This window comes from Mycobacterium colombiense, assembly GCF_003284975.1.
GTDB lineage: Bacteria > Actinomycetota > Actinomycetes > Mycobacteriales > Mycobacteriaceae > Mycobacterium > Mycobacterium europaeum_A.
The window spans coordinates 45223-69903 of sequence record NZ_QMEU01000001.1; the positions used below are offsets into that span (position 1 = coordinate 45223).

Sequence of the window (24681 nt, forward strand, 5' to 3'; positions counted from 1 at the left end):
TGTGTAGGGCCCACACTCGACGCCCCCGAACTAGCGTCCACGAAAATCCGGATCCCGTCGCTGCCGGAAGGCCTCCAGGCCCTCCTTGAAATCGCTCGTTCGGCAGGATAATTCCAGGTTGAACAGCTCCTGAGTCAGCGACTGGCTCAGCGTCGCCCGCTGGCCGAAGTCGAGGGCCTGTTTGGCCAGTCCGAGCGCCGCCGTCGGTCCGGCGGCCAGTCGGCCCACCAACTGTTCGGCGGCGCGGTCGAGCTCGGGGCCACTGACGGCTTGGTGAATCAATCCCCAGTCGGCCGCATCCGGCGCGCCCACCTTCTCGCCCAGCAGCAGCATTCGCCGGGCCCGCGCCAGGCCGATCAGCCGCGGCAGCAGCCAGGTGGAACCCGAATCCGGGCTGAACCCCCGGTCGATGAAGGGCTCCCAGAACACCGCGTCGTCGGCGGCCACGGTGAAGTCGGCGGCCAGCGCGAGGCTGCAGCCGAATCCCACCGCCCAGCCCCGCACGCTGCACACCACCGGCAGCTGGATAGACGCGACCAGCTCGATCACGCGGTGAGCGGCGTGGGGAATCCGCCGCACCAGATCACCGGCGCGGGGACGTGGGGCGCCGGGGTCGTTGGTGGCCACCCAGTCCGCGCCGGCGCAGAAATCACCGCCGGCTCCCCGGATGTGCACGGCCCGCAGCGAATCGTCGGAAGCGGCATCGGTCAGGGCTTCGACCAAAGTCCCGATCATCAACTGCGTCAACGAGTTACGCCGCGATGGGCGATCGAGCGTCACCAGTAACACCGCACCCTCCCGGTGCACTGTCACCGAACCCTCGGCACCGGCCTTGTCGGCCCCCTGACTCACCGTCGAATTTGGCCTTTCTCCGCCGATACGGTTACCCATACAGTAGGCAATACGATTGATACGCTGTATAAGTTAGCAAGGATACGCTGCCTGCGAAACAACCCGGGGTGAAAGAGGGAACGATGGCTGCGCCGGCGACGATGCAGAGCGCAGCGATGAGGAGGAGTGGCGCGATGACTTCGTCGGACGGGCATGCCGCGCCCGCGTCGACGGGCAACGGCGACGCCAGATTCGGCGAGGCGCCGCTGGCCCAGACCGTGGCCGCGGCCGCGGCCATGCGGCGCCTGAGTTCGTTGCTGGTGTCCCTCGAGCACCCGCACCCCGCGGTGGACGCCATGCTGGACAAATTCGCCGAGTGGGAAGGCGACCTGGCCGCCGCGGCGCCCGCGGACAACGCGCCTCGCATCGGCGAATTGCCCGACGATCCGCGCCGCGTCTACCTCAACCACGCGACCGACATCGGTGCATACAACCCGTGCTTTCCCGAGTACCGGTTCGACCGACTCGACGCCGAGAACGCCACGGGCAGTGTCGAATTCCCGCTGGTGTACGAAGGGCCGCCCGGCCTGGTGCACGGCGGCTTCCTGGGCGTCTTCTTCGACTGCGTCATCCAGCACCACAATTGCGTCACCGGCCTGTCCGGCAAGACACGATCCCTGGTCGTGACCTTCCGCCGGCCGACCCCGGTGTTGACCGAGCTGCGCTTCGACATCGTCCGCACCGCGGGCGAACGCGGCATCACGTCGACCGGGCGACTGTCGCTTCACGACGAAGTCCTCTGTACCGGCGAGGTCAACACGTTGGCGTCACGGCCGGAAAAGCTTGCCGGATCGCGGTTCGGCAGGCGCCGAAAGGAGTCCGATACATGACCGCCTCGAGCACCTCTGACGATCGCGTGCTCTTCGACATCGATCCCGATCGGCGCATCGCGACCGTCACGCTGAACAATCCCCAACAACGCAACTCCTATGACGCCGCGATGCGTGAGGCCGTCGCCCGATGCCTTGATCAGGTGGCCGAGGACGACGACCTGACGGTGGTGTTGCTGCGCGGCGCAGAGGGGGTGTTCTCCACCGGTGCGGACATGAACAACGCCTACGGGTGGTACGGCTCGTCCGCGCCACCGGACCAGGCGGCCGGTGCCGACCGGGCCGCCAAACGTCGCCCCAGCCAGCGGCGACGACTTACGGTGGATCGCAAGTCTTTTGGCTTCTACCACAACTTCATGGGCTTCCCGAAGGTGACGGTGGGGGAGATCGCCGGTTACGCGCTCGGCGGCGGTTTCGAGATGGCGTTGATGACCGACATCTCGGTCATCGCACGTGACACCAAGATCGGCATGCCCGCGACACGGTTCCTGGGCCCCGCCCTCGGCAGCCTGCACATGTTCTTTCACCGGCTCGGGCCGGTGCTGGCTCGGCGCCTGCTGTTGACCGGCGACATCATCGAGGCGGGCCAGATCGAGCACCTGGGAATCTTCACCGACACCTGCGCACCCGGCGCGGTGACGGCCCGCGCGCGCTACTGGGCCGAGAAGGCGGCGAAGATGCCCGCCGACGGGGTCGTCATCGCCAAGGAGGCATTCCGGCTGGTCGAGCAGAGCCAGGCGTATCAGGGCGAAGAGGTCGCCAGCTACCTGTTTCACGCGTTCGGCACCAACCTGCAGTTCGGACCCGGCGAATTCAACTTCGTCAAGACACGCGCGCAGCACGGCGCCAGGGAGGCGTTCCGGTTGCGCGACGAGCACTTCCACGTCCCGGAACCCGAGGGCTGACAAGCCCTTTCGGGCGCGCTAGCGAGCCGCTGCCGCCTTGGTCCGGCCCCGGGCCGGTGCGGACTTGGCCGGCTTGCGCTGCCGCGACGGCGCCGCCTTGCTGCCCGTGGATCCGTTGCTCTCGTCGATCAGCCGGCTGGCGTGATCGAGGATGCAGGTGAGTCCGTATTCGAAATTCGTTTCGTCTGGGGCGCCGATGCGGTGGCCTATCCCGGTCACCTGAGCGAGCAGCGGCGTCTTCTCCGGGTCGATCGCAACCGCGTCCTCGATGGCCCGGGGACCGACGTCCGACGACTGGTTCTTTTCGTAGAGCCGTTGCAGCACCACTGAACCGCGCACGTGCACCGAAATCGCCGAATAGGTGTCGAAGGCATCCTCCGGTGACAGCCCGGCCTGCACCAGATTGGCGACCGCCTTTTCCATCTCCTGAGCGCCCATCCGCGCCGCCTTCGGCGAAAGCGCGGCGCGAATCAGAATCAGGTCGCACAGAATTGGGTTGCCCATGAACGTCTTCCGCATCAAGCGCGCGTGGTTGGCCAGCGTCTCACGCCAGTCGCTGGCCTCGACATAGGGCGTGGCGAACACGTACTTGCTCAGCGCGCGGTCGGTCATCGCGTTGAGCAGGTCGTCCTTCTTACGGAAGTACCAGTAGATGCTCGTCACACCCACGCCGAGATGTTTGCCGAGCAGCGGCATGCTCAGGTTGTCGATCGACACCTGCTCCGCGAGTTCGAATGCGCCGCTGATGATGTCGTCGGGATTGATGGACCCGCGTTCGCGTCGTTGACGCTTATCGGCGGTTGCCTGTTTTGCCACTACGGGCACCTCCATCGAAATCCGATCCGGGTATGCGGTCTGGCAGCCGTGCTGCCGGTACGATTGAATTTACCGGCACTTCTCTTTTGACCTGCGTATACGCCTTCGTGTCACATTATCCCTCTGCTACTGTAATACCTATCGTAGGCTTTTTGGTAAAGCGGCTGGACAGGCGAAAATGACCAGACTAGGGCTACGGATTACGCAATGGATCTAGGTCTGGCGAATGCCACGGCGGTGGTGGTCGGCGGTAGCCGCGGCATGGGATTGGCGACGGCGCGCTGCTTCGCCGACGAGGGCGCCCGGGTCGCGGTGATAGGCCGCAGCCGCGACGCCCTGGACGCCGCGGTGACCGATCTCACGCAGCGCGGTAGCCCGGATGCGATCGGATTGACGGCCGACATCGGGGACGAAGGTGCGGTGAGCGAGGTGTTCGGCGAGCTGGCCCGGCGATGGGACGGCGAACTCAACGCGCTGGTCATCACGGTGGGGCCGGGCGCAGCCGGGACGTTCGAGCAGCTGACCGACGACCAGTGGCGGCAATCCGTCGAAGACGGCGTGCTGGGAATGGTGCGCTGCGTCCGCGCGGCGCTTCCGCTGTTGCGCAAGGCGCAATGGGCCCGGATCGTGAACTTCTCCGCACACTCGACGCAGCGGCAAAGCGTCATGCTGCCCGCCTACACGGCGGCGAAGTCGATGCTGACCAGCGTGTCGAAAAACCTGTCCCTGCTGCTGGCCAAGGACGAGATCTTGGTCAACGTGGTGTCGCCGGGCAGCATCGCATCGGAATCGCTGATCGGCTGGGCGAATTCGGTGGGCGTCGACGGCAATGACCCTTACGCCCTGATGAAGGCCATCGGCAAGCACTTCGGTCATCCGGCGCACATGCCGCGTGCGGGCTTGCCGGAGGAAATCGGCCCGGTCGCCGCGTTCCTCGCCTCGCGGCGCAACTCCTACATGACCGGCGCCAACATCAACGTCGACGGCGGTTCGGACTTCACCTGACGGCGGGTCGAAGAAATCGATTGGCAGACAAAAGGAGTCGATTGTGGCTACGGCAGCGGAGGCGCGGGCGTGGGCGCCGGGCGCATTGCGGGGCATCGGTGACTCCCTCTACACGCCGTTCTGTGGCACCGACGGCGATGACATCGACTGGGAGGCCTATCGGACGCTAGTGCGCTATTGCGTCGGCGATCTCGGGCATCCGATGTTGTGGTGTACCAGCGGGATCGCGGAGTTCTGGTCGCTGACCCTCGATGAACGCAAACGCCTGCTGGAGGTGGCCGTCGAGGAAGCGCGCCGCATCGATCCCGCCGTGGTGGTGCAGGCGTGCACGGCGGCGATGTCGGCAAAAGACTGCCTGGACCTGACGCTGCACGCGCAGCAGGCGGGGGCCGACATCGCCTACATTCAAACGCCGATGATGGAGGCGCACGGCGGTGACGGCGTGCTGCGCTTTTTCAAATACGTGGCGGCGCGGACGGATATCGCTCTGGGCATGTTCAACTCGCCGTCCTCGGGTTACGTCTTGACGCCCGCCGAGAGCGCCCGGATCTACAACGAGGTTCCCGCGGTGTGCGCGACCAAGGAAGGCGCCTTCCGGCCGGCGAGCAGCCGGATACTGCATGAGCTGGCGCCCGGCCTCGCGGTGTGGGAGTGCGATAAGACCGTCTACCGGGCGGGGTGGCTGCGCGACGGGATCGTCTGCCCTGCGCAATTGGGCACCGCGGGCTACCTTTTCGAGACGCCCACCCGGCGACTGTTCTCCGAATACTGGGATCTCATCCAGAGCGACAAACTCGTCGAGGCCATGGACTACGGCCGCGAGTCGGGCCTAGACCAGTTCGACCTCGACGTCGGATCCTGGTGGACCTGCTACCCCGGCCGCGCGGATTACTTCACCCACTGGGGCGGCGCATTCAAGTACGCCGCGTCGCTGCTGGGCCTGCCCATCGGCGCGTATCCGCACTCCCGCCCCCCGCAGGCCGAACTGCCCGCCGAGGCGAAAGCCCAGATCGAAAACGCTTACCAGCGGTTGGGACTGCTGGAGAACGCACTGCGGTAGAAAGGTTTACGCAGCCAAGCGGGCCCGGTCAGTGACCGGGCCCGCTCGACTAGCTGACCGTTACTGCTGCTCGGCCCGCTCGCGCTCCTCGTAGGCCTTGGCCTTACCGCGGGCTTTCTCGGCGGCGGCTTCCTTCTTGCCGGCGTTGCGCTGCGCTTCCGCCTTGTCCTGCTGAGCCTTGCCCTCTTCGATGAGGCTGTTGTTGCCGATGATGATCCCGATGACCTGCTTGGTCTTACCGAGGGCATCCTCGACGATGCCACGGACGAGTTCGACCGGACCACTCTTGACGTCAACCATTGCGTCTACCTCCCTTGTCGACTGGCTTGTTGTGGGTTTCCCGATCGCGCCGCCGACGCAAACGTGGCATCAGCGTGTCCCACACCACAACAATTAAGTCTTGCCACGTCGCCGACCATTTGCCGCCCAAAATTCATTTCGCGGCACCGGATTCGGCGGTTACCACCGCGTCAAAATCGTTGCCCGAGGGTCCGTCGATCCGGGGGCGCCCGAGTCGGCGTCGCGGTGCGTGAAACCGCAGATTAGTCGGGGTTTCGCCGCCTTTTCGCGGCGGTTGTGGAATGCAGTACCGATAGGTATACAGTATGGGTACAAACTTGCCAGTCGATCAGCTATGAGGGGACGGTCTGATGAGCGCCGCCGACCGCGTGGTCACCGATGCGGCGGTGCTGTATGAGACCACTGAAACCGGTGTGGCGGTTCTGACGTTCAATCGCCCGGATCGGCTCAACGCCTGGGGCCCCGACATCGCCGCCGGGTTCTATGCGGCGATCGATCGCGCCGAACAGGATCCGGCCGTCCGGGCCATCGTGTTGACCGGCCGGGGCAGGGGGTTTTGCGCGGGCGCGTATTTGGGCGCGCCGAGTTCGGCACCCGGCTACGGCGAGACCATGGAGAAGGCGGGTCAGACCAACCTGGCCGAGCTGGTCGGGGAGCGCGCGCCGCATTTTGTGACGACGTTGCGCAAGCCCGTCATCGCGGCCGTCAACGGGGCGTGTGTCGGCATCGGGTTGACCCAGGCGCTGATGTGCGATGTCCGGTTCGCCGCCGCCGGCGCCAAGTTCGGCGCGGTGTTCGCGCGTCGCGGTCTGATCGCGGAGTTCGGCATTTCCTGGATACTGCCGCGGCTGACCAGCTGGGGCGTCGCCCTCGATCTGTTGCTGAGCGGGCGGACCTTCCTCGCCGAGGAGGCGGCCGAGCTGGGTCTGGTCAAAGAGGTTGTCGCGCCGGACGATCTGATGAAGCGCGCGCTGGAATACGCCGAGGACATCGCCGCGAATTGCTCCCCGGCGTCGATGGCGGTGATCAAGAGGCAGGTATACGGCGATGCGACCCGCGACGTCGAGCAGGCCAATTCGCTCGCCGAAGTTTTGTTGCACGAGGCGATGCCGCGCCCCGATGTCATCGAGGGCATCACGAGTTTTCTCGAGAAGCGGCCGCCGCAATTCCCGTCGCTCGATTCGACCGACGCTTAGTGTTCGCCGGTGACGGCGGAAAGGATGATCATGGCTGAGTTGGGTTATCAGGCGATCGACGTCGACAACCACTACTACGAGCCGCTCGACTCGTTCACCCGCCACCTGGACAAGAAGTTCAGGGGACGCGGCGTCCAGATGGTCAACGAGGGCAAGCGGACCTGGGCCGTGATCGGCGGCCGCATCAACCACTTCATCCCCAACCCCACCTTCGACCCGATCATCGTGCCGGGCTGCCTCGACCTGCTCTTCCGCGGCGAGATCCCCGAAGGGGTCGATCCGGCCTCGCTGATGAAGGTCGAGCGGCTAGCGGAGCACCCCGAGTATCAGAACCGCGACGCCCGGATCGCGGTGATGGACAGCCAGGACATCGAGACGGTGTTCATGCTGCCGACGTTCGGATGCGGAGTCGAGGAGGCGCTCAAACACGACATCGAGGCGACGATGGCGTCGGTGCACGCATTCAATCTGTGGCTCGACGAGGACTGGGGCTTCGACCGGCCCGATCACCGAATCATTGCCGCACCGATCATCTCGCTCGCCGACCCGGATAAGGCCATCGAAGAGGTGGAGTTCGTGCTGGCACGCGGCGCCAAGCTGGTGCTGGTGCGCCCCGCGCCGGTGCCCGGCTTGGTCAAGCCGCGGTCGCTGGGCGATCGCAGCCACGACCCGGTCTGGGCGCGGCTGGCCGAGGCCGGGGTGCCGGTCGGATTCCACCTGTCCGACAGCGGCTATCTGCACATCGCGGCGGCCTGGGGCGGCAAAGCGACGTTCGAGGGCTTCGGTGCCAAGGATCCGCTGGACCAGGTGCTGCTCGACGACCGCGCCATTCACGACACGATGGCCTCGATGATCGTGCACGGCGTGTTCACCCGTCACCCGAACCTCAAGGCGGTCAGCATCGAGAACGGCTCGTACTTCGTGCACCGGCTGATCAAGCGATTGAAGAAGGCGGCCAACACCCAACCCCAGTACTTCCCCGAGGACCCGGTGGATCAGTTGCGCAACAACGTCTGGATCGCGCCCTACTACGAGGACGATCTGGCCGACCTCGCCGGCGCCATCGGCGTCGACAAGATCCTGTTCGGGTCCGACTGGCCGCACGGGGAAGGTCTCGAATCGCCGGTGTCGTTCGCCGAGGAGCTGAAGGGTTTCAGCGAGTCCGACGTTCGAAAGATCATGCGGGACAATGCGCTAGACCTGCTCGGCGTCCAAGTCGGCTCGGCCGCTTGACCTCCCTTGATCACCCGAGGCCGGCTACGCCAGTGAGCGAATGGACCATAGGGGCGGTTCTCGATGAAATCGCCCACGTCGTCGGGGACCGGACGATGACGGTGTGCGGCGGCCGCCGCAGCACCTTTCGCGAGTCGGCCGAGCGCACCCGCCGGCTGGCAAACTTCTTGGCGGGCAACGGGTTAGGGGCACACCGGGAGCGCGCGACGCTGCAGAACTGGGAATGCGGGCAGGACCGGGTGGCGCTGGTCATGCACAACGACCTGTACCCGGACATGGTCATCGGCTGCCTCAAGGCCCGCACCGTCCCGGTGAACATCAACTACTACTACACGCCGAACGAGGTTCGCGAGCTGCTCGACTACGTCAAGCCCCGAGCGGTCATCTACCACCGCGGCCTGGGTGCGAAATTCGCCGACGTGTTCACGGATGCCGGCGTCGACCTGTTGGTGTCGGTGGATGACGGAAGCGGCGCTGCGGAACTGTCGGGCGCGGTGACGTTGGATGACGCACTGGCGCAAGGGGATACCGACCGGAAGGTGACGGCGTCCCCGGACGATCTGCTGATGATCTGCACCGGCGGCACCACCGGTCGGCCCAAGGGCGTGCTGTGGCGACAATCCGACATCTATGTGTCCTCCATGGTGGGGGCCGATCACGCCTGCGCGAAAGAGATCCACGACAAGGTGCGCGGTAACGCCGGTGCGCCATGGTTCGCCGTCTCGCCGTTGATGCACGCGGCCGGCATGTGGACGGCATTCTCGGCGATCATGGCTGGCACCACCGTGGTGATGTATGACACCGGCCGCAAGCTCGAACCGCGATCGGTGTGGGAGACCGCGCAGCGCGAAAAGGTCGGCCTGATGACCATGGTCGGCGACGCCTACGCCGCACCATTGGTGGCCGAGCTGCAGGTCGGCTCCTATGACTTGTCCTCGCTGTACGCCATCGGGACCGGCGGCGCCGCAACGAATCCCAAGTATCAACAAGCCCTGCTGGAGCTGTTACCCCACATCACCCTCATCAACGGTTATGGCTCATCGGAGACCGGGAACATGGGCTTCGGCCACAGCCGGCGCGGCTCCCAGGCCGACACCTTCACGCTGCGCGAAGGTGGCTTGGTGCTTTCCGAGGATTACAGCCACTTCCTTTCCCCCGGTGAGCCGGAGGTCGGCTGGGTCGCCCGGGAAGGGCGAATACCGTTGGGCTACTTCGACGATCCCGTCGCCACCCGCAAGACCTTCCCCGAGATCGACGGCAAGCGAGTGGTGATCTCGGGTGACCGCGCCGCACTGGAAGCCGACGGAGCGTTGCGGTTGTACGGCCGTGACTCGTTGGTGGTCAACACCGGCGGCGAGAAGGTCTTCGTCGAGGAGGTCGAAGAGGTGCTGCGCGCCCACCCGGCGGTCGCCGACGCGCTGGTGGTTGGCCGGCCCAGCGAGCGCTGGGGCGAAGAGCTGGTCGCGCTCGTCGAACTGCGCGACGGCGCCACGGGAACCGCCGAGGAGCTCCAAACGCTCTGCACGTCGCGACTGGCGCGGTTCAAGACGCCCAAGGAGTTCCTCGTCGTCGAGCGGGTTCAGCGCTTGGGCAACGGGAAGGCCGATTACCGTTGGGCGAAACGTCACGCAACAGCAAAGGCGCCGATGTCGACATGAAAGCTATCGATTGCCTGGTTAACGTGCACTTTGGCGAGACCGAGCAGCAGCCGACCTGGATGCTCAAGGTGCGTGACGACTACTTCAAGGGGCCGGAGTCCATGTTCGCGCCGGTCGAGCTGTCGAAGCTGCTCGAGGAGATGGACGCCCAGGGTGTGCGCAAGGCGATCCTGATGGACAACCTGGCCAAGCCGTCGGTGACCGCGCGCAAATTCGTCGAGGAGAAGCCCGACCGGTTCGCCCTGGCGATGGGTGGGGTCAACCTGCTGCGCCCGATGCCGTCCCTGCGCGAGCTGTCCGCCATCGTCAACGACCTGCCCGTCGCCTATGCCGCTGTGGGACCGAGCTTTTGGGGCGACGGCCAGTACCCGCCCAGCGATGCCGTCTATTACCCGCTGTACACCAAGTGCGCCGAGCTCGAGCTGCCATTGTGTATCAACACCGGCATCCCCGGTCCCCCGATCCCCGGGGAGGTGCAGAATCCGATCCACCTCGACCGGGTCTGCGTGCGATTCCCGGAGTTGCAGCTGTGCATGATTCACGGCGCGGACCCGTGGTGGGACATCGCGATCAGGCTGTTGATCAAATACGCCAACCTGCGGTTGATGACTTCGGCGTGGTCGCCGAAGCGATTGCCGGAGAGCCTGTTGCACTACATGCGGACCCGCGGGCCGAACAAGGTGATATTCGCTTCCGACTGGCCGGTGCTCAAAATGCACCGCGTGGTTCCCGAAGCGGCCGGGCTGGACCTGCCGGCCGATGTGCTCGACAACTATCTCTACAACAATGCCCAAGAATTCTTCTTCGGTGGCCAGGAGGAAGGCTGAGGATGGACCGCTATGAATTACGTAGGCTCGACTACAGCCTGACGTCGGATCACGAGGCGTTGCAGGCCGCCTACCGCGATTTCTTCAAGACGCATTGTTCGATCGAAACCGTGCGCGCCGCGGAGGAAACCGGTTTCGACAAGAACCTGTGGGAACGGTTGTGCGCCATGGGCGCAACGACCATGGCGGTGCCGGAATCCGCGGGCGGGGACGGAGCGACGCTCGTCGACCTGACCTTGGTGGCCGAGGAGATCGGCCGGTCGCTGGCGCCGGTACCGTGGATCGACCAGGTCTGCACCGCACGGCTGCTCGCGCGCCTCGGCGCGGTCGAACCCGATGTGGTCCACGGCAAGCGACTCGCGGCCTTCGACCCGCAGCATGACAGCGCCTCAGGGGCGCGGCTTTTGCCCACCGGGTCGATCGCCGACCAGATCATCGTGCGCGACGGCGACGACGTCGTCGCGCTGACGTTCGGCACGCGCCCGACCAAGGTGGACAACATCGGCCGGCTACCGATGGCCTGGGTCGATCCCGCGTCCGCCGATTCCCGCACCGTGCTAGCCGGCGGATCCGAGGCGCTAGCGGAATATCAACGGGCGCTGGATGAGTGGCGGGTGTTGAGCGCGGCGGCGTTGGTGGGCCTGGTGGAGGAGACCATGACCATTGCCGCCGAATTCGCCAAGACCCGCTACACGCTGGGCGTGCCGATTTCGACGCTGCAGGGCATCTCGCATCCGCTGGCCAACATCGCGATCACCGTGCAGGGCGGCCGCAACCTGGCGCGGCGCGCGGCCTGGTTCCTGGACAACGAGCCGCACGAGCGTCCGGAGCTGGCGCCCTCGGCGTTCGTGTTCATGGCCGAGGAGGCGGCGAAGGCCGCGACGATGGCGGTGCATATCCAAGGGGGACTTGGTGTTTCGGCGGAGGCCGCCGCGACGGCATATCTGGTGCGAGCCCGTGGCTGGGCATTGGCCGGCGGGGATCCCGGCGCCAGCGCCAAGTACGTCGGCGAGCTGGTCGCCGCGCGCGAAAGTGGAAAGGGCGCCTAAGTGGATTTCTCACGAGTCACGCTGTCCGACGACGATCAGCGGTTCCTCGAAGAAGCGCGCGACTTCCTGCGCACGCACGTGACCGAGGACGTCAAACGCCGGGACCGCGAAACGGGTGACAACTTCGACGAAGGAGTGCACCTGGCGTTGGGCGCCGCCGGCTATCTTGAACGCGAATGGAAGTCGGAGGCCGACGGCGGCTTCAGCCGGGTGCGTCGGCGCATCTGGGAACTGGAGAAGCGGCGCGCGCACGTGCCCTGGGTGACCTGGGGCACCACCGCCATGGTGGCCCGCTCAGTCGCAAAGTTCGGCTCGGCCGAGCTGCGGGACGAGGTGTTGCCGGGCGTGTTCAGCGGGCATGTCCGGCTATGCCTGGGCTACACCGAACCCGAGGGCGGGTCCGACATCGCCACCTGCAAGACCCGCGCGGTGCGTGACGGCTCGGGAGATGGGGGCTGGATTATCAACGGCTCCAAGATGTTCACTACCGGCGCGCACAACTGCCAGTTCGTCTTCCTCATCACCAACACCGACCCGGGTGCACAGAAGCACAAGAGCCTCACGATGTTCCTGGTTCCGCTGAACTCCCCGGGCATCGAGATCCAGGGCATCCGCACCGTCGACGGCGACCGCACCAACATCGTCTACTACAGCGACGTGCGCGTCGACGACAAGTATCGCCTGGGCGACGTGAACGCGGGCTGGACGGTATTGCGCGAGCCCCTCAACACCGAGCATGGGGCGGTCGCGGCCGCGCCGGACGGGCTGCAAGACGTGTCGATCATGATGCACCAGGCCGGTTTCATGGCCGACGCGCTGGATAAGGCGGCGGTCAAAGTAACGCGGTCAGACCCGAACGGGCGCAAGCTCATCGACGACGCCGCGGTGGCCTATCGCCTGGGTCGCAGCGCCGCGCGGATGGAAGCCTCCCTGAGCGCGCCCAGCATCTTCGGACGGGTCGCGCTGGCCCAGACGATGCGTGACATCTCCCCGGATCTGATGGACATCCTGGGCACGGCGTCGACGCTGCCCATCGGCACCGACGGGGCCGCCGACGACGGCGCCGCCGAGTACGTGTACCGGTTCGCGCCGCTAGTCGGCATCTATGGCGGCACCCTCGAGGTGTTCCGCAACATGATCGCCCAATACGTGCTGGGTCTGGGCAAGCCGGCGTACGCGCCCGTCGCGCAGAAAGTCTCGTAGCGCCCGGCCTTTTTGAGGGGCGTTCCGTACCGGCGAAATCGGATGTGAAGCTAGGGATTTGGGTGTGAATGTGCGGCGGGATTTGCCGGCGCGTCGTCGCCCGGTAATGACACTCAAAGCCGGCGATTAACCCTCGACGCGCCCGCGCTTGCCGGCGCAATTGCTCCTTGCATCGAAGTTAGGGTACCCTAACTATGACGCAAGGAGGTCTGATGGCGACAACATGGGTGGGTGCGCTGCTGCGGAAACGGCGCGATCCGGGCCCGTCCCCCTTTCCGCATCAAGCGACGTTTCTGCTGGACAATCCAGTTCGGCGAGCGCTGATGCCGCCGCGGCGCATCGTCGACGCTTTGGGCCTGACCGGCACCGAGCGTGTTCTCGAACTCGGACCGGGCCCGGGTTTCTTCAGCGTCGAGATCGCTCGCCAACTCACCGACGGCCGGCTCGACTTGTTCGACCTCCAGCCGGAGATGCTGGAGAAGGCTCGGCGCCGACTCGAACGGGCCGGCTTCTTCGATGTCGGCTTCACCAGTGGACAGGCAAGCCAGGCATTCCCGTTCCCCGACAACGCTTTTGAAGTGGCATTTCTGGCGGCGGTGATAGGGGAGGTGCCCGACCAGCAGGCATGCTTACGCTCGCTGCACCGTGTTTTGCGGCCAGGCGGCCGACTTGTTTTCGTGGAGATGTCGACCGATCCCGACCGGCTGAGCGTGCCGCAGTTACGCGACCTCGCCGAACCGGCGGGCTTCGAGTTCACCCACGAAACAGCGAACCGCAGAGAAGATGTGGTGCACTTTCGCGCGGTCGCGCAGAAAGCCTCCTGACACCGTCAGGTCGTGAGGATGGTCGCCGCGGCGGTGCCCGGCGCGCCGTATAACTGCGTGAACCCCACCTTGGGGTTGCCGGGCACCTGACGATCGGCCGCCTCACCGCGGAGTTGGCGCACGATCTCGTGGATCTGCCGCAAACCGGAGGCGCCGATGGGCTCGCCGTTGGCGATCAGCCCGCCGTCGGTGTTGACCGGCATCGCACCGTTGATCTCGGTGGCGCCATCGGCCAGTAGCTTCTCCTGATCGCCGTGCCCGCAGAACCCGCACTCGGCCATGTGAATGATCTCGGCGCCGGCGTCGGTGTCCTGCAACTGGATCACGTCGACGTCGTCGGGGGCGATGCCCGCCTTCTCGAAGGCGTTGCGGGCGGCGTAAACCGTTGGGGCCACGTCTTCTTCGACGGGGGCGCAAGTGGTGTTCACCTCGTAAGCCCCGTAGCGGCGGGTGCGGACCTCCACCGCCCGCAGGTAGACGGGCTTGGAGGTGTAGCGGTGCGCGATGTCCGCCCGGCACATGACCACGGCGGCGGCGCCCTCGTCGGGCGCGCAGAACATGTACTGGGTCAGCGGATAATTGAGCATCGTCGAGCTGAGGATGTCTTCCTCGGAGATCGGCTTGCGGCGAAAGGCGTTGGGGTTCATGGCCCCATTGCGGAAGTTCTTGGCCGCGACCTTGGCCAGGGTCTGCTGGGAGATGCCGTGGTCGTGTAGGTAGCGGTTGGCTTTCATGCCGAAGAATTGGGTGGTCAGATATTGCCCGTTCTGTGCATACCAGCGCGGCATTCCGACCAGGGCCGGGTCTTCGGTGAACGCGCCGCGCGGGTGCTTGTCCAGGCCGATGGCGATGCCGATGTCGTAGTCGCCCAGTCGGATACCGTCGGCGCACGCCTTGGTGGCGCTGGCCGCGGTCGCGCACGCGTTGAACACGTTGGTGAACGGGATGCCGGTCAGCCCGACCATGCCGACGATCGCGTCCGGGTTGGCCACCGTCCAGCTGCCGCCGGTGGCGAACTGGACGTCGCGCCAAGCGATACCGGCGTCGGCAACAGCGGCGTGGATGGCCTCGACGCCCATCTGCATCGCCGACTTGCCCTCGAAGCGCCCGAACGGGTGTAAGCCCACGCCGATGATGGCGACATCATTCACGCCGCGCCACTCCTCACGCAATAGCTCCTGCATTCTTGAGTTCCTCGATCCGGTCCCAGTCCATGCCGAGCTCCATCAGGACCAGCTCGGTGTGCTCGCTGGCCTGCGGCGCCCGCGTCGTCGTCAACGGCTCGTGGTTGAACTGGACGGGGCCGCGGACCACGCGGAACGGCTTGCCGCCGCCGGCGAGCTCGACCTCGGCGATCATGTCGTTGGCGATCGCCTGCTCGTCGTCGACCAGGTCGATGAGGCTCTGGAACGGCGCCCATTGGCCCTTCATGGTCTTGAGGTGTTGTCGCCAATAGGCAAAGGGCTTGGCGACAAACGCCTTTGCGATCAGTTCGGCGGCGGCGTCGGCGTTCTGGATCAGCGGGAGCACGTCGGAGAAGCGGGGATCGTCGGCCGCCTCGGGGATGCCCAGGTGTTCGAACGTGTCGCGGATCAGCCCGGTCGGGCTGATGATGCACAGGTTGATCGTGCCGCCGTCGGACGTTTCGTAGTTGCCCATGAAGGGATTCACCGACGGCGCACCGGAACCCGGCATCGGGGTGCGCATGACCTCGCCGGTCTCCATGCCCTGCGTCACGCTGGCGCCGGCCGCCCACCAGGCGGTGCTGAGCAGCGACACGTCGAGCTCGACGGCCTCACCGGTGCGCTCGCGGTGCAGCAGCGCGGCCGAGATGCCGCCGGCGATGAACATGCCGCCGATCGAATCGCCGAACGCCGGAATGCCTTGTCCCAGTGCGCCGCCCAGCTCCTCGGGCGTCAGGGCGTAGCCGATGCCGCTGCGCGTCCAGAACGCCGTGCCGTCATAGCCCCCGGTGTCACGTTCGGCCCCTTTGTCGCCATAGGCCGAGCCGCGGGCGTACACGATGTTCGGGTTCACCGCCCGAATGTGCTCCACGTCGAACTTGTGCTTCTGGCGCTGCGCGGGCATGTAGTTGGTGAGGAACACGTCCGCGGTCTTGGCGAGCTCGTAGATGACCTCCTGACCGCCGGGCGTGGAGACGTCGATTCCGACGCTGCGTTTGCCGCGGTTGGGATGTTCCATCAGGGGGTGTCGTTCCGGATCGACTTGAATGCCACCCATATTCAAGAAACCGCGCTGGGTGTCGCCGCGCGCCGGGTGTTCGACTTTGATGACGTCCGCTCCCCAGTCGGCCAGGATGGCTCCCGCCGCCGGAACGAAGGTGAACTGCGCAAGCTCCAAGACCCGAAAGCCCGACATGACTTTGACCATTTTGCCGACCCTACTTCGCGTCGAACGTCACCGGAAGCGCATTCGGGGACCGGAAGGGCTGACCGTGGATGTGCGGGTCATCATCGGTCAACAGGGTGAGGTTGGTCAGCCGGTTCAACAGGCATTCCATCGCGACGCGTGTTTCCAGCCGCGCCAGATGCAAGCCCAGGCAGGTGTGCTCCCCGGCGGCGAACGAGATGTGTGGCGTGTGCTTGCGGAAGATGTCGAACTCTTCGGCGCGGTCCCAGCGCCGCTCGTCGCGGTTCGCCGAACCGATGCACACCCCGATCACCGAACGGGCCGGAATCTGCACGCCTCCCAACTCGGTGTCTTCGGTCGTGAAGCGTTGCACGGTGGTCAGCGGTGTCTCGTAGCGCAGCCCTTCCTCGATGGCCGGTGCCAGCAGCTCGCGGTCGGCTTGCAGCGCGGCGAACTGGTCCGGGTGGGCGAGCAGCAGATACAGCAGGTTCCCCGAGGAGCGGTAGGTGGTCTCCAGGCCGGCGGGCAGCAGCAGACGCAGGAACGAATAAATCGCTTCGTCGGTGAGCTTTTCGCCGTCGATCTCCGCGGTAACCAGGTCGCCGATGATGTCCCCGGTGGGCTTGGACTTGCGCTGTTCGATCTGCTCGACGAAATAGTCCTTGAGCGCCGTCGAAGCCTCGAAGGCGCGTTCGTAGTTGACGTGATAGCTGATCAACTGCACGGCGCGGGTGTGAAACATCGGCAGGTCTTCGTCGGGCAACCCGAGCAGCCGGGCGATGACCCGGGTGGGAAACTCGAACGTGAACTGCCGGACCAGGTCGGCTGTGCCGGTCTCGATGAACTCGTCGATCAGGGCATTGCAGATCGGCCGCACGATGGTCGGCTCCCAGCGGGCCAGCGCCTTGGACTTGAATGCCGCGGACACCAGGTTGCGGTGTTCACGGTGCTTCTTGCCCTCCATCGCCAGAATCGTCGGCCCCATGAACAGGCCGATGGTCTTGTCGTACGGCTTGGAGCTAAACACCCGGCCGTCCCGGAACACCGTGTTGACCGCGTCGAACGACATCGCGGAGTACTCCTGCTTGGGCAGCAGGGACTCCGGGGTCTTGGAATAGTCCATCACCGTGCCGGCGAACACGCCGGCCTCCCGCCGTTTGCGGGCAAAGAACGGGTAGGGGTCTCGCAGGCTGACGGTTTCGTCGTCGGCACCGGCGGCGGTGTGAACGTTGGTCGTCACCTGATCTCCAGCATCTTGATCTCAGCACGATCGAACACTTCTTCGTAAGATCGTACTGTAATTATTACAGTAGGCAATATGGGCAGGGCCGGCGAAGACCGACAATGCTGCCCCAACCGCGCGACTGGCCAGTCCTAGCGGTCGGCGCGTGCGGAACCCGGGCCGGTCAGCCGCGCGGCGCGGGCCAGCAGGTCCGCATAACGCACGCCGAGCAGCCGCGGCATCGCCGCCATCGCCCGCCCGTCGGGGCCGATGAGGATTCGGGCCCGATTCTTCTCCGCGCCACGCAGAATGAGTCGAGCGGCCTTGGCGGGCGAGGTCAGCGCCGTCCGGTCGAAGAGCTTGGCCGCGAGATCGGGATCCTCGGTGTCCGAGGTGCGCATGTTCGCGCCGAAGTTGGTCCGCACCACGCCGGGATGCACGCAGTGCACGGTCACCGGACGGCCTTCCATGATCATCTCTTGGCGCAGCGCCTCGGTGAAGCCACGCACCGCGAACTTCGAAGTGCTGTAAGCGCCCTGGTAGGGAATCGCGATGAGACCGAACGCGCTGGACAGGTTCACCAGTCGGGAAGGGCGCCGGGGGGATCCCGCCTCGATCAGTTGCGGCAGAAAGGCTTTGGTTCCGTTGACGACGCCGCCGACGTTGATGCCCATCAGCCAGTCGAAGTCCTTCCAGGACATGTCCGCTACGCCGGCGAACAGGTCGACTCCAGCGTTGTTGAACACCAGCGAGGCGGGCCCGTGTTGCCGGTGCACCTCGTCGGCGAAGCCGAGCACCGCATCCCGGTCGGCGACGTCGACCCGATACGGCGTGACCTGCCCGGCCGGACACGCGGCTTGGGTCTCGGCGAGGCCATTCGGATCGATGTCGGACGCCGCGACGTGCGCGCCTTCTTCGGTCAGTGCCCGCGTCAAGGCGCGGCCGATGCCCGAGCCGGCTCCCGTTACCACGGCGACACGGCCTTGGTACTTCATGAGTTCCCTGCCTCCACAATCGCTTTGATCCGACCCACGGACATCTCGAGGTTCTGTTGCAGATCGCTACGACGATCCCGGACGAAGGGGAACAGGCGCGATCATGGCGTAAACCGTCTCGGCCGACGCACGCACCTCGGCCGAGGCGGTCAGCGTCTCGTCCTTCTGCAGCAACGACATTGGCCTGCGCCCTCCTCAGCGGCTACCGGCGCTGCCGGTCAGCCATTGACGGCCTGCTCGCGCGCCCACCGGTAGTCGGCCTTGCCGGACGGGCTACGCTCGATGGCCGCGCGGAACACGATCGCTTTGGGGAGCTTGTAGCGCGCCAGCGTCTGCGCGGCGTGGTCCACCAGTTCGCCGGCTTCGGCACTGGCGCCCGCAGCGAGCGCCACCACGGCGACGACCTCCTGGCCCCACCGTTCGCTGGGCCGGCCGGCGACCACCACATCGGCGACGGCCGGATGTGACGCGATGGCCGTCTCGACCTCCTCGACGAATATTTTTTCGCCGCCGGAGTTGATGGTCACCGAGTCGCGGCCGAGCAATTCGATGGAGCCGTCGGCACCGTGACGCGCACGGTCACCGGGGACGGCGTAGCGCACGCCGTCGATCACCGGGAAGGTCTTGGCCGTCTTGGCCGCATCGCCCTTGTAGCCGAGTGGCACGTAGCCCCGCTGCGCCAGCCAGCCCATCCCGTCGTGCCCGGGTGCCAGGATCGCCGAAAGGTCCTCGGCGGCAACGAAAGTGTCCGGCCCGGCGTTGAACGTCCCCGTCGCCACCGCCCCCGACGTCGACATGTGGTGCATTTGCGCCCCGGTCTCCGACGATCCGACACCGTCGACCACGACGGCGTTCGGCAGCGTCTCGATCAAGCGTTGCTTGACGTACGGGGTCAGCAGGGCGCCGCCGTTGGCGACGACGGCCAGCGACGACACGTCGGCGACCCCCTTCTCGATCGCGGCGACCAGGGGGCGCGCCATCGCGTCGCCGACCACCGTTACCACCATGACCTTCTCCCGCTCGATGGTGCGCACCACGTCCTCGGCGTCCAGACGGTCGACGACCGTGGGAAACACGACGGACTGGCCCGTGGTGATCGCGGTCATCACACTCCACTGGGCCGCGCCGTGGATCAGCGGGGGCAAAATCATCAGCTTGGTGCCCGGCCCGGAGGCGGCGCGTTCGACGATCTCGTCGATGCACCTCGACGGCTCGCCGGTCATCAGGTTCCGCCCGCCGAATGACGTCATGAAGATGTCGTGCTGGCGCCACAACACGCCCTTCGGCATTCCCGTCGTGCCACCGGTGTACAGGACGTACAGGTCGTCGGCGCAGTGCTGCACGGGCGGCGGCTCCGGGGACACCGACGCCAGCGCGGCCTCGTAATCGACCGCGCCCGCCAGCAATTCGTTACCCGAGTCGTCGGCGATCTGGATCAGCACGCGCAGCTGTGGCAGATCCGGCAAGATCTCGGCGACTCGCGGTGCGAACGCGGCGTGGTAGAGCAGCGCGGTCGCGCCGGCGTCCGCCAGCAGGTATTGCAGCTCGCTCTTCACGTAGCGGAAGTTGACGTTGAACGGGGCGACGCGCGCCTCGAAGCTGCCCAGCAACGCCTCGACGAATTCGTTCCCGTTGTAGGCGTAGAGGCCCAGCAGATCCTGACCCACTTCGTGACCACCGAGCGCGGAGCGCTCGGTGTGGCAGCCCAACCCCTGCGAATGCAGGTATGCGGCCAGCCGGGTGGAGCGTTCGATCACCTGCGCATAGGTGTAGCGGCGATCGCCCTGGACGATCAGCTCGCGATCGGGGATCGCGGCGGCGACGGCCTTCGCGACGGCCGGGACCGTGAATGTTGTTGTGGTGTCAGACATCGTGCCTCTCACGGTTGGTGGGGGAGCAGTCGGACCATCAGGCCGTTGGCTTCGCTGAGCAAGGTCCCATCGGCGGCTATCATAGTAGCGTCAATGAAAACCTTCCTACCCTCGATGTCGGTGATGCGGCCCCGGGCCGTCAGTGGCTGGTCGATCGGGGTGATGTTGCGGTAGTCGACGTGCAGGAAGGCGGTGCGCGTCGGGCGGATATCCGCGGCGGTGACCACCATGCCGAACAGCCAGTCGTAGAACAGCGGGATCATGCCGCCGTGCACGGCCCGGTTCCCGCCGATGTGCGAGGTGGTGAAGTGCCCGGCCATCGTCACGCCCTCGGGACCGGATTCGGTCACCAGCCAGGGCGGCATCAGGGGATGGGCCAGCCCGGGCAGCGTCAGCACCCGGCCGGCCATTGCCTCGGTCTCCGGGACCCGGTGGCCGTCGAGCAGCGCGCAGGCGTTCTCCAGGTGCGCGGCCGCGGCGGCCCACAACGCGGGATCGGGCCTGGTGGACACCGTCAGGTCCTGCAGCCGGCGCAGCGCGGCCACGAACGGGCCCAGTTCCGCAGGGGCGTTTTCGACGGATCTGACGTCGGGAAATCCGCCACGAACTTCCGGCGCGGTATCGGTCATCGCGTTCCTTCGTCCCAGGCCCGCAGCAGGTCATCGGTGCCGGTGATGGTGGCCAGGAGCGACAGCGTGTTGGCGATCATCGCTGCACCGTAGTCGGCGGGTATGCCGGCGACCGCGTCGCGGGGGACGACCACCCGGTAGGCGGCGTTGACGGCGTCCATGACGAGGTTGGGGATGGCAATGTTCAGTGAGACGCCCACCACGACAATGGTCGACACCCCGAGGTTGCGCAGCACCGCGTCCAGGTCCGTGCCGCCCATCGGGCCCACGCCGTGCCAGCGGCGCAACACCAAATCCGAAGGCTCCGGCCCTAATTCGGGCAGCAGTTCCGCGCCCGGCGTGCCGGGCGTGATGTCCACCCGGTTCCCGCCGCCCATCGCGAAGATCTTCGCGTTGTGATTGGAGCCGAGCCCGTCGGACCGGCGCTGCACGAGGCAGTGCACGACACGCACCCCGGCCGCCCGGGCCGCGGGCAGCAGGCGCGCGATGTTGGGCAGCGCTTCGCGGCGGGCTTCGGAGGCGAGCATCGCCAGTCCGGCGTCGGGGCCCATCACCGCGCCCTGACACTCCTGGGTGACGATCGCGGTGTGCGCGGGCGCGGTCAGTTCGGCCAGCCGATCCGTCATGCGGGGGCGCCCACCGGCGCGACGTCGTAGAACTGCGTCGCCCACTTCCGCAGCGCCATATAGCCTTTCGCGTCCGTCTTCGACAGCGCGGGGTGTTCGATGTACTTCTGGTAGCGCCAGATCTGCAAATCGTCGAACACGGTGGACAGGAACTGCTTCTCGATGACCTCCCGGAGTTGGCCCTCGGGGACGTCCGCTGTGTCGCCGGGCAGTCGCGGCCACCAGATCGAATAGAACAGGTCCGAGCATTCGTCGTCGACCGGCGTGCAGGTGAAGATCAGCCGATGATTCTGGGCGCCCTCGAAGACGCTGATCGCGCCGCCGAGGCCGAACAGGTGGCTGTGGAACCGCAATGCGAGGTCGTCCGGGTTGTCGCTGCGCGCGTCAGGCCAGCCGGCGATGAACTGCCATTCCTGGTCGACGATCTTCCACTCCAGCACCCGGGGCGTCACGGTGGCGTGGTGCACGTACTCGAAATGCGCACTGTCGGGCGCATTTTCGGCCACGATCTGCGGGTGCACCGGTTCGCGCTCCGCACGCCGGGAGAACTCCGGGTATGCGCGGTAATAGGCCGCGGGGTCCGTCTCGAATTGCGGGAACTTATGAAAGATGTCCGGCATCTCCCATTGCGGCTCCTTGCCGTCCGGGTGGTGCCACACGAAGACGCAGTCGTACTGCTCCCGGACGGGATACACCTTCAGCCGTAGCCCGCGGTTGGGCCGGTCGGGCTGGTAGGGGATGTATTTGTTGCAGCCGTCCGGGCCCCAGCGCCAGCCATGGAAGGGGCACTCGACGCAGTCGCCGACGACCTTGCCGCCGTGGCCGAGGTGGGCGCCCAGGTGCTTGCAGTGCGCTTCCAGGACGTGCAGCTCGCCCTGCGCGTCGCGGTAGGCCACCAGGTCCTCGCCGAAGTACTGCAGCGCCCGCACCTCGCCGACGGGAAACTGCGGGGACCAGCCGACCATGAACCAGCCGGTGACCTTCCAGGTGAACGGGACTTTCACACCAGCGCCTCTCGCGATCGTTGATACTAAATCCGTTACAGTATAGATTTCAGCAGTCCGGCCGGCACTCGGCAAGGAGTGAAATGACGACAGCGGCTGACGAGCTGGAAGCCATCCGACAACTGAAGGCGCGCTACTGCCGCTTCCTGGACACCAAAGACCTGGAGTCCTGGCGCGACGTGTTCACCACCGATGTCGTGGTGACCCTCGATATGGCGGTGTCCACCGCCGGTGCCGACCCGCAGACCGCGCCACCGATCGAAGGCGTGGAAAGCTTCGCACCGATGGTGATGGGCGGGCTCGAGGGGGTCGCCACCAAACATCACTGTCACACCCCCGAGATCACGCTCACCTCCGCGACCACCGCGACCGGCATCTGGGCGATGGAGGACCTGCTGATCTTCGGTGACGGCCGCGAGTTGTACGGCGCCGGCCACTACCACGAGACCTACCAGAAGCGGGACGGTCGTTGGCAGATCAAGTCCCTGCACCTCACCCGAACCATCCTGAAGATCACCGGTGGTGACGATGGCAAAAGCTGATACCTCGTTCGACGTCCTCGTCATCGGCGCCGGATTCTCCGGGCTGTACATGCTGCACCGGTTGCGGCAACTGGGGCTGCGCACGCGTGTGCTGGAGATGGCCGAAAAGGTGGGCGGCACCTGGCTTTTCAACCGTTACCCGGGCGCTCGGTGCGATATCGAGAGCATCGAGTACTCCTACAGCTTCTCCGAAGAGATTCAGCAGGAATGGGTATGGACCGAGTCGATGCCGGCCCAGCCCGAGATCGAGGCCTATCTGAACTTCGTGGCCGACCGACTCGACCTGCGCCGCGACATCCAGTTCGGCGCCAAGGTCGTCGCGATGACGTTCGAGGAAGAAGCCGGCCTGTGGCAGGTGCGCACCGAGACCGGCGAAACCTTCCGGGTCCCGTTCGTCGTCGCCGCCTCCGGAATTCTGTCGGTGCCGCTGGAACCCGACATGCCGGGAATGGACACCTTCGCCGGGACCTCCCTGTTCGCCAGCCGCTGGCCGGAGCGCGGCGTGGACCTCACCGGCAAGCGGGTCGGTGTCATCGGCACCGGTTCGACCGGCGTTCAACTCATCCCGGTGGTGGCCCGACAAGCGTTGCACCTGTCGGTGTTTCAGCGCTCGCCCGCCTACACCCTGCCCTGGCGGGTGCATCGGTTCGAACCGGGCGAACTGGACGACATGAAGGCCCGCTACGGCGACATCCGGGCGGCCCAACGCGCCCACCCGATCGGGGCGGCGCGGTTGAGCGCCTTCTCCGTGCTGCTGGACATGCTCGGCCGGCCGCCGCTGAAGTCGGCGACCCGCGAAGAACAATTGCGCGCCATCGAGGAGAACGGCGTGATGGGGGCGCTGAACTGGGGTGACATCTTCTTCGACATCGAAGCCAACCGGATGGCCGCCACGCTGTACGGCGAGGCGGTGGCCCGGATCGTCAAGGATCCCGACACGGCCGCCTCGTTGGTGCCGGTGCACCCTTTTGCGTGTAAGCGGCCGATCATCGACCAGGGTTACTACGAGACGTTCAACCGGGACAACGTCACCCTGGTCGATCTGCGGAAGTCGCCGATCCGCGAGGTGACACCGACCGGCATCCGCACCGGGGACCGGGTGCACGAACTCGATGTCATCGTGTACGCCACCGGCTTTGACGCCATGACCGGTGCGCTCAGCCGCATCGATGTGCGCGGTCGCGGTGGCATGTCGCTGGGCGAGTTCTGGGCCACCGAGGGGCCACTGTCGTATCTCGGCCTCGCGGTCGCCGGCTTCCCGAGTCTGTTCACGGTTCAGGGGCCCGGCAGCCCGAGCGCCGCCACGAACTTCGTCGCCGCCCTCGAACAGCACGTGGAGTGGATCGGTGACTGCATCGCGTATCTGCGCGCCAACGACATCCGCACCATCGAGGCGCTCAGCAGCGCCCAGCAGGAATGGATCGACCACGCCACCGCGCTCGTTGCGCCGACCGTGCTGGTTCATCCGTCGTGCAACTCCTGGTACAACGGTGGCAACGTGCCCGGCAAGAAACGGATGTACATGGGTTATACCGGCGGGATACCCGAATACCGGCGCCGTTGCGACGAAATCGCCGCCGGCGGATACATCGGGTTCAAACTGGTCTAACTGGCGAAGGTGAGCG

At 66.1% G+C, this 24681-nt stretch carries 24 protein-coding genes; 13 read left to right on the plus strand and 11 right to left on the minus strand.

Going from position 1 to position 24681, the window contains the following annotated elements; all coding sequences use genetic code 11:
* Nucleotides 1-30: 30 nt before the first annotated feature.
* On the minus strand, nt 31-852 hold the full coding sequence (locus tag DQP58_RS00240; RefSeq protein ID WP_112706529.1) for an enoyl-CoA hydratase/isomerase family protein: 822 nt from the start codon (nt 850-852) through the stop codon (nt 31-33).
* A gap of 173 nt (nt 853-1025) precedes the next feature.
* Here DQP58_RS00240 and DQP58_RS00245 point away from each other — a divergent pair, with 173 nt between their 5' ends.
* Both DQP58_RS00245 and DQP58_RS00250 read left to right on the plus strand, forming a co-directional pair.
* The gene (locus tag DQP58_RS00245) at nt 1026-1721 is read left to right on the plus strand and encodes a hypothetical protein (RefSeq protein WP_165827762.1); all 696 of its coding nucleotides are present in this window, start codon (nt 1026-1028) and stop codon (nt 1719-1721) included.
* Nucleotides 1718-2626 carry an enoyl-CoA hydratase/isomerase family protein gene (locus DQP58_RS00250; RefSeq protein ID WP_112706531.1) on the plus strand — a complete coding sequence of 303 codons (909 nt, stop codon included), beginning with the start codon at nt 1718-1720 and terminating at the stop codon, nt 2624-2626. The genes DQP58_RS00245 and DQP58_RS00250 overlap by 4 nt, the downstream gene beginning before the upstream one ends.
* An 18-nt stretch (nt 2627-2644) precedes the next feature.
* On the opposite strand, the gene DQP58_RS00255 is transcribed toward DQP58_RS00250, so the two are convergent.
* Nucleotides 2645-3457, minus strand: coding sequence for a TetR/AcrR family transcriptional regulator (locus DQP58_RS00255; protein WP_112706532.1), 813 nt, complete (start codon nt 3455-3457; stop codon nt 2645-2647).
* A 192-nt stretch (nt 3458-3649) separates the two neighbouring features.
* On the opposite strand from DQP58_RS00255, the gene DQP58_RS00260 reads away from it, so the two are divergent.
* Nucleotides 3650-4447, plus strand: a complete 798-nt coding sequence (locus DQP58_RS00260; protein WP_112706533.1) for an SDR family NAD(P)-dependent oxidoreductase — start codon at nt 3650-3652, stop codon at nt 4445-4447.
* 43 nt (nt 4448-4490) lie between these two features.
* Nucleotides 4491-5507, plus strand: coding sequence for a dihydrodipicolinate synthase family protein (locus DQP58_RS00265; protein ID WP_112706534.1), 1017 nt, complete (start codon nt 4491-4493; stop codon nt 5505-5507).
* Nucleotides 5508-5567: 60 nt separating this feature from the next.
* On the opposite strand, the gene mbp1 is transcribed toward DQP58_RS00265, so the two are convergent.
* Nucleotides 5568-5807: a microaggregate-binding protein 1 gene (mbp1, locus tag DQP58_RS00270; protein ID WP_112706535.1), complete on the minus strand. Its 240-nt coding sequence runs from the start codon at nt 5805-5807 to the stop codon at nt 5568-5570.
* A gap of 350 nt (nt 5808-6157) precedes the next feature.
* Between mbp1 and DQP58_RS00275 the strand changes: the two genes are divergently transcribed.
* From DQP58_RS00275 to DQP58_RS00305, 7 genes are all read left to right on the plus strand, one after another.
* Entirely contained in the window at nt 6158-7003 is an 846-nt protein-coding gene (locus DQP58_RS00275) for an enoyl-CoA hydratase (protein ID WP_112706536.1), read from the plus strand.
* Nucleotides 7004-7033: 30 nt separating this feature from the next.
* Nucleotides 7034-8236 (plus strand): amidohydrolase family protein, encoded by a 1203-nt coding sequence (locus tag DQP58_RS00280; RefSeq protein ID WP_112706648.1) that lies wholly within the window; start codon nt 7034-7036, stop codon nt 8234-8236.
* Nucleotides 8237-8268: 32 nt separating this feature from the next.
* Nucleotides 8269-9894, plus strand: a complete 1626-nt coding sequence (locus tag DQP58_RS00285) for an acyl-CoA synthetase (protein ID WP_112706537.1) — start codon at nt 8269-8271, stop codon at nt 9892-9894.
* Complete coding sequence (locus tag DQP58_RS00290; protein WP_112706538.1) at nt 9891-10721, plus strand: amidohydrolase family protein; 831 nt, start codon at nt 9891-9893, stop codon at nt 10719-10721. The genes DQP58_RS00285 and DQP58_RS00290 overlap by 4 nt, the downstream gene beginning before the upstream one ends.
* Before the next feature lie 2 nt (nt 10722-10723).
* Nucleotides 10724-11770 carry an acyl-CoA dehydrogenase family protein gene (locus tag DQP58_RS00295; protein ID WP_112706539.1) on the plus strand — a complete coding sequence of 349 codons (1047 nt, stop codon included), beginning with the start codon at nt 10724-10726 and terminating at the stop codon, nt 11768-11770.
* The gene (locus DQP58_RS00300; RefSeq protein WP_112706540.1) at nt 11771-12973 is read left to right on the plus strand and encodes an acyl-CoA dehydrogenase family protein; all 1203 of its coding nucleotides are present in this window, start codon (nt 11771-11773) and stop codon (nt 12971-12973) included.
* Nucleotides 12974-13200: 227 nt separating this feature from the next.
* Complete coding sequence (locus DQP58_RS00305) at nt 13201-13797, plus strand: methyltransferase domain-containing protein (protein WP_165827766.1); 597 nt, start codon at nt 13201-13203, stop codon at nt 13795-13797.
* 5 nt (nt 13798-13802) lie between these two features.
* On the opposite strand, the gene DQP58_RS00310 is transcribed toward DQP58_RS00305, so the two are convergent.
* The 8 genes from DQP58_RS00310 to DQP58_RS00350 form a co-directional block, all read right to left on the minus strand.
* A complete protein-coding gene (locus tag DQP58_RS00310) occupies nt 13803-14948 on the minus strand; it encodes a thiolase family protein (protein ID WP_165827767.1) in 1146 nt (381 codons plus the stop codon).
* 13 nt (nt 14949-14961) lie between these two features.
* A complete protein-coding gene (locus DQP58_RS00315; RefSeq protein ID WP_112706650.1) occupies nt 14962-16176 on the minus strand; it encodes a CaiB/BaiF CoA transferase family protein in 1215 nt (404 codons plus the stop codon).
* Between the two features lie 22 nt (nt 16177-16198).
* A complete protein-coding gene (locus tag DQP58_RS00320) occupies nt 16199-17407 on the minus strand; it encodes a cytochrome P450 (protein ID WP_112706542.1) in 1209 nt (402 codons plus the stop codon).
* Nucleotides 17408-17541: 134 nt separating this feature from the next.
* The gene (locus DQP58_RS00325; RefSeq protein ID WP_112706543.1) at nt 17542-18384 is read right to left on the minus strand and encodes an SDR family NAD(P)-dependent oxidoreductase; all 843 of its coding nucleotides are present in this window, start codon (nt 18382-18384) and stop codon (nt 17542-17544) included.
* Nucleotides 18385-18602: 218 nt separating this feature from the next.
* Nucleotides 18603-20255, minus strand: a complete 1653-nt coding sequence (locus DQP58_RS00335) for an acyl-CoA synthetase (protein ID WP_112706544.1) — start codon at nt 20253-20255, stop codon at nt 18603-18605.
* A gap of 8 nt (nt 20256-20263) precedes the next feature.
* Nucleotides 20264-20884, minus strand: a complete 621-nt coding sequence (locus DQP58_RS00340; RefSeq protein ID WP_112706545.1) for a PaaI family thioesterase — start codon at nt 20882-20884, stop codon at nt 20264-20266.
* On the minus strand, nt 20881-21510 hold the full coding sequence (locus DQP58_RS00345; protein WP_112706546.1) for a cysteine hydrolase: 630 nt from the start codon (nt 21508-21510) through the stop codon (nt 20881-20883). Before DQP58_RS00345 ends, DQP58_RS00340 begins: the two co-directional genes overlap by 4 nt.
* On the minus strand, nt 21507-22514 hold the full coding sequence (locus DQP58_RS00350) for a Rieske 2Fe-2S domain-containing protein (RefSeq protein WP_112706547.1): 1008 nt from the start codon (nt 22512-22514) through the stop codon (nt 21507-21509). Before DQP58_RS00350 ends, DQP58_RS00345 begins: the two co-directional genes overlap by 4 nt.
* An 83-nt stretch (nt 22515-22597) precedes the next feature.
* Here DQP58_RS00350 and DQP58_RS00355 point away from each other — a divergent pair, with 83 nt between their 5' ends.
* The gene (locus DQP58_RS00355) at nt 22598-23056 is read left to right on the plus strand and encodes a nuclear transport factor 2 family protein (protein WP_112706548.1); all 459 of its coding nucleotides are present in this window, start codon (nt 22598-22600) and stop codon (nt 23054-23056) included.
* The gene (locus tag DQP58_RS00360; RefSeq protein ID WP_112706549.1) at nt 23043-24665 is read left to right on the plus strand and encodes a flavin-containing monooxygenase; all 1623 of its coding nucleotides are present in this window, start codon (nt 23043-23045) and stop codon (nt 24663-24665) included. The genes DQP58_RS00355 and DQP58_RS00360 overlap by 14 nt, the downstream gene beginning before the upstream one ends.
* Nucleotides 24666-24681 lie beyond the last annotated feature (16 nt).

Bases quoted from the DNA above. Each gene is read 5' to 3' on its own strand.
- DQP58_RS00345 (WP_112706546.1), bottom strand. From the start codon at position 21,510: ATGACGGATCGGCTGGCCGAACTGACCGCGCCCGCGCACACCGCGATC.
- DQP58_RS00335 (WP_112706544.1), bottom strand. From the start codon at position 20,255: ATGTCTGACACCACAACAACATTCACGGTCCCGGCCGTCGCGAAGGCC.
- DQP58_RS00340 (WP_112706545.1), bottom strand. From the start codon at position 20,884: ATGACCGATACCGCGCCGGAAGTTCGTGGCGGATTTCCCGACGTCAGA.
- mbp1 (WP_112706535.1), bottom strand. From the start codon at position 5,807: ATGGTTGACGTCAAGAGTGGTCCGGTCGAACTCGTCCGTGGCATCGTC.
- DQP58_RS00275 (WP_112706536.1), top strand. From the start codon at position 6,158: ATGAGCGCCGCCGACCGCGTGGTCACCGATGCGGCGGTGCTGTATGAG.
- DQP58_RS00355 (WP_112706548.1), top strand. From the start codon at position 22,598: ATGACGACAGCGGCTGACGAGCTGGAAGCCATCCGACAACTGAAGGCG.
- DQP58_RS00325 (WP_112706543.1), bottom strand. From the start codon at position 18,384: ATGAAGTACCAAGGCCGTGTCGCCGTGGTAACGGGAGCCGGCTCGGGC.
- DQP58_RS00315 (WP_112706650.1), bottom strand. From the start codon at position 16,176: ATGTCGGGCTTTCGGGTCTTGGAGCTTGCGCAGTTCACCTTCGTTCCG.
- DQP58_RS00260 (WP_112706533.1), top strand. From the start codon at position 3,650: ATGGATCTAGGTCTGGCGAATGCCACGGCGGTGGTGGTCGGCGGTAGC.
- DQP58_RS00250 (WP_112706531.1), top strand. From the start codon at position 1,718: ATGACCGCCTCGAGCACCTCTGACGATCGCGTGCTCTTCGACATCGAT.
- DQP58_RS00360 (WP_112706549.1), top strand. From the start codon at position 23,043: ATGGCAAAAGCTGATACCTCGTTCGACGTCCTCGTCATCGGCGCCGGA.
- DQP58_RS00245 (WP_165827762.1), top strand. From the start codon at position 1,026: ATGACTTCGTCGGACGGGCATGCCGCGCCCGCGTCGACGGGCAACGGC.
- DQP58_RS00290 (WP_112706538.1), top strand. From the start codon at position 9,891: ATGAAAGCTATCGATTGCCTGGTTAACGTGCACTTTGGCGAGACCGAG.
- DQP58_RS00295 (WP_112706539.1), top strand. From the start codon at position 10,724: ATGGACCGCTATGAATTACGTAGGCTCGACTACAGCCTGACGTCGGAT.
- DQP58_RS00255 (WP_112706532.1), bottom strand. From the start codon at position 3,457: ATGGAGGTGCCCGTAGTGGCAAAACAGGCAACCGCCGATAAGCGTCAA.
- DQP58_RS00280 (WP_112706648.1), top strand. From the start codon at position 7,034: ATGGCTGAGTTGGGTTATCAGGCGATCGACGTCGACAACCACTACTAC.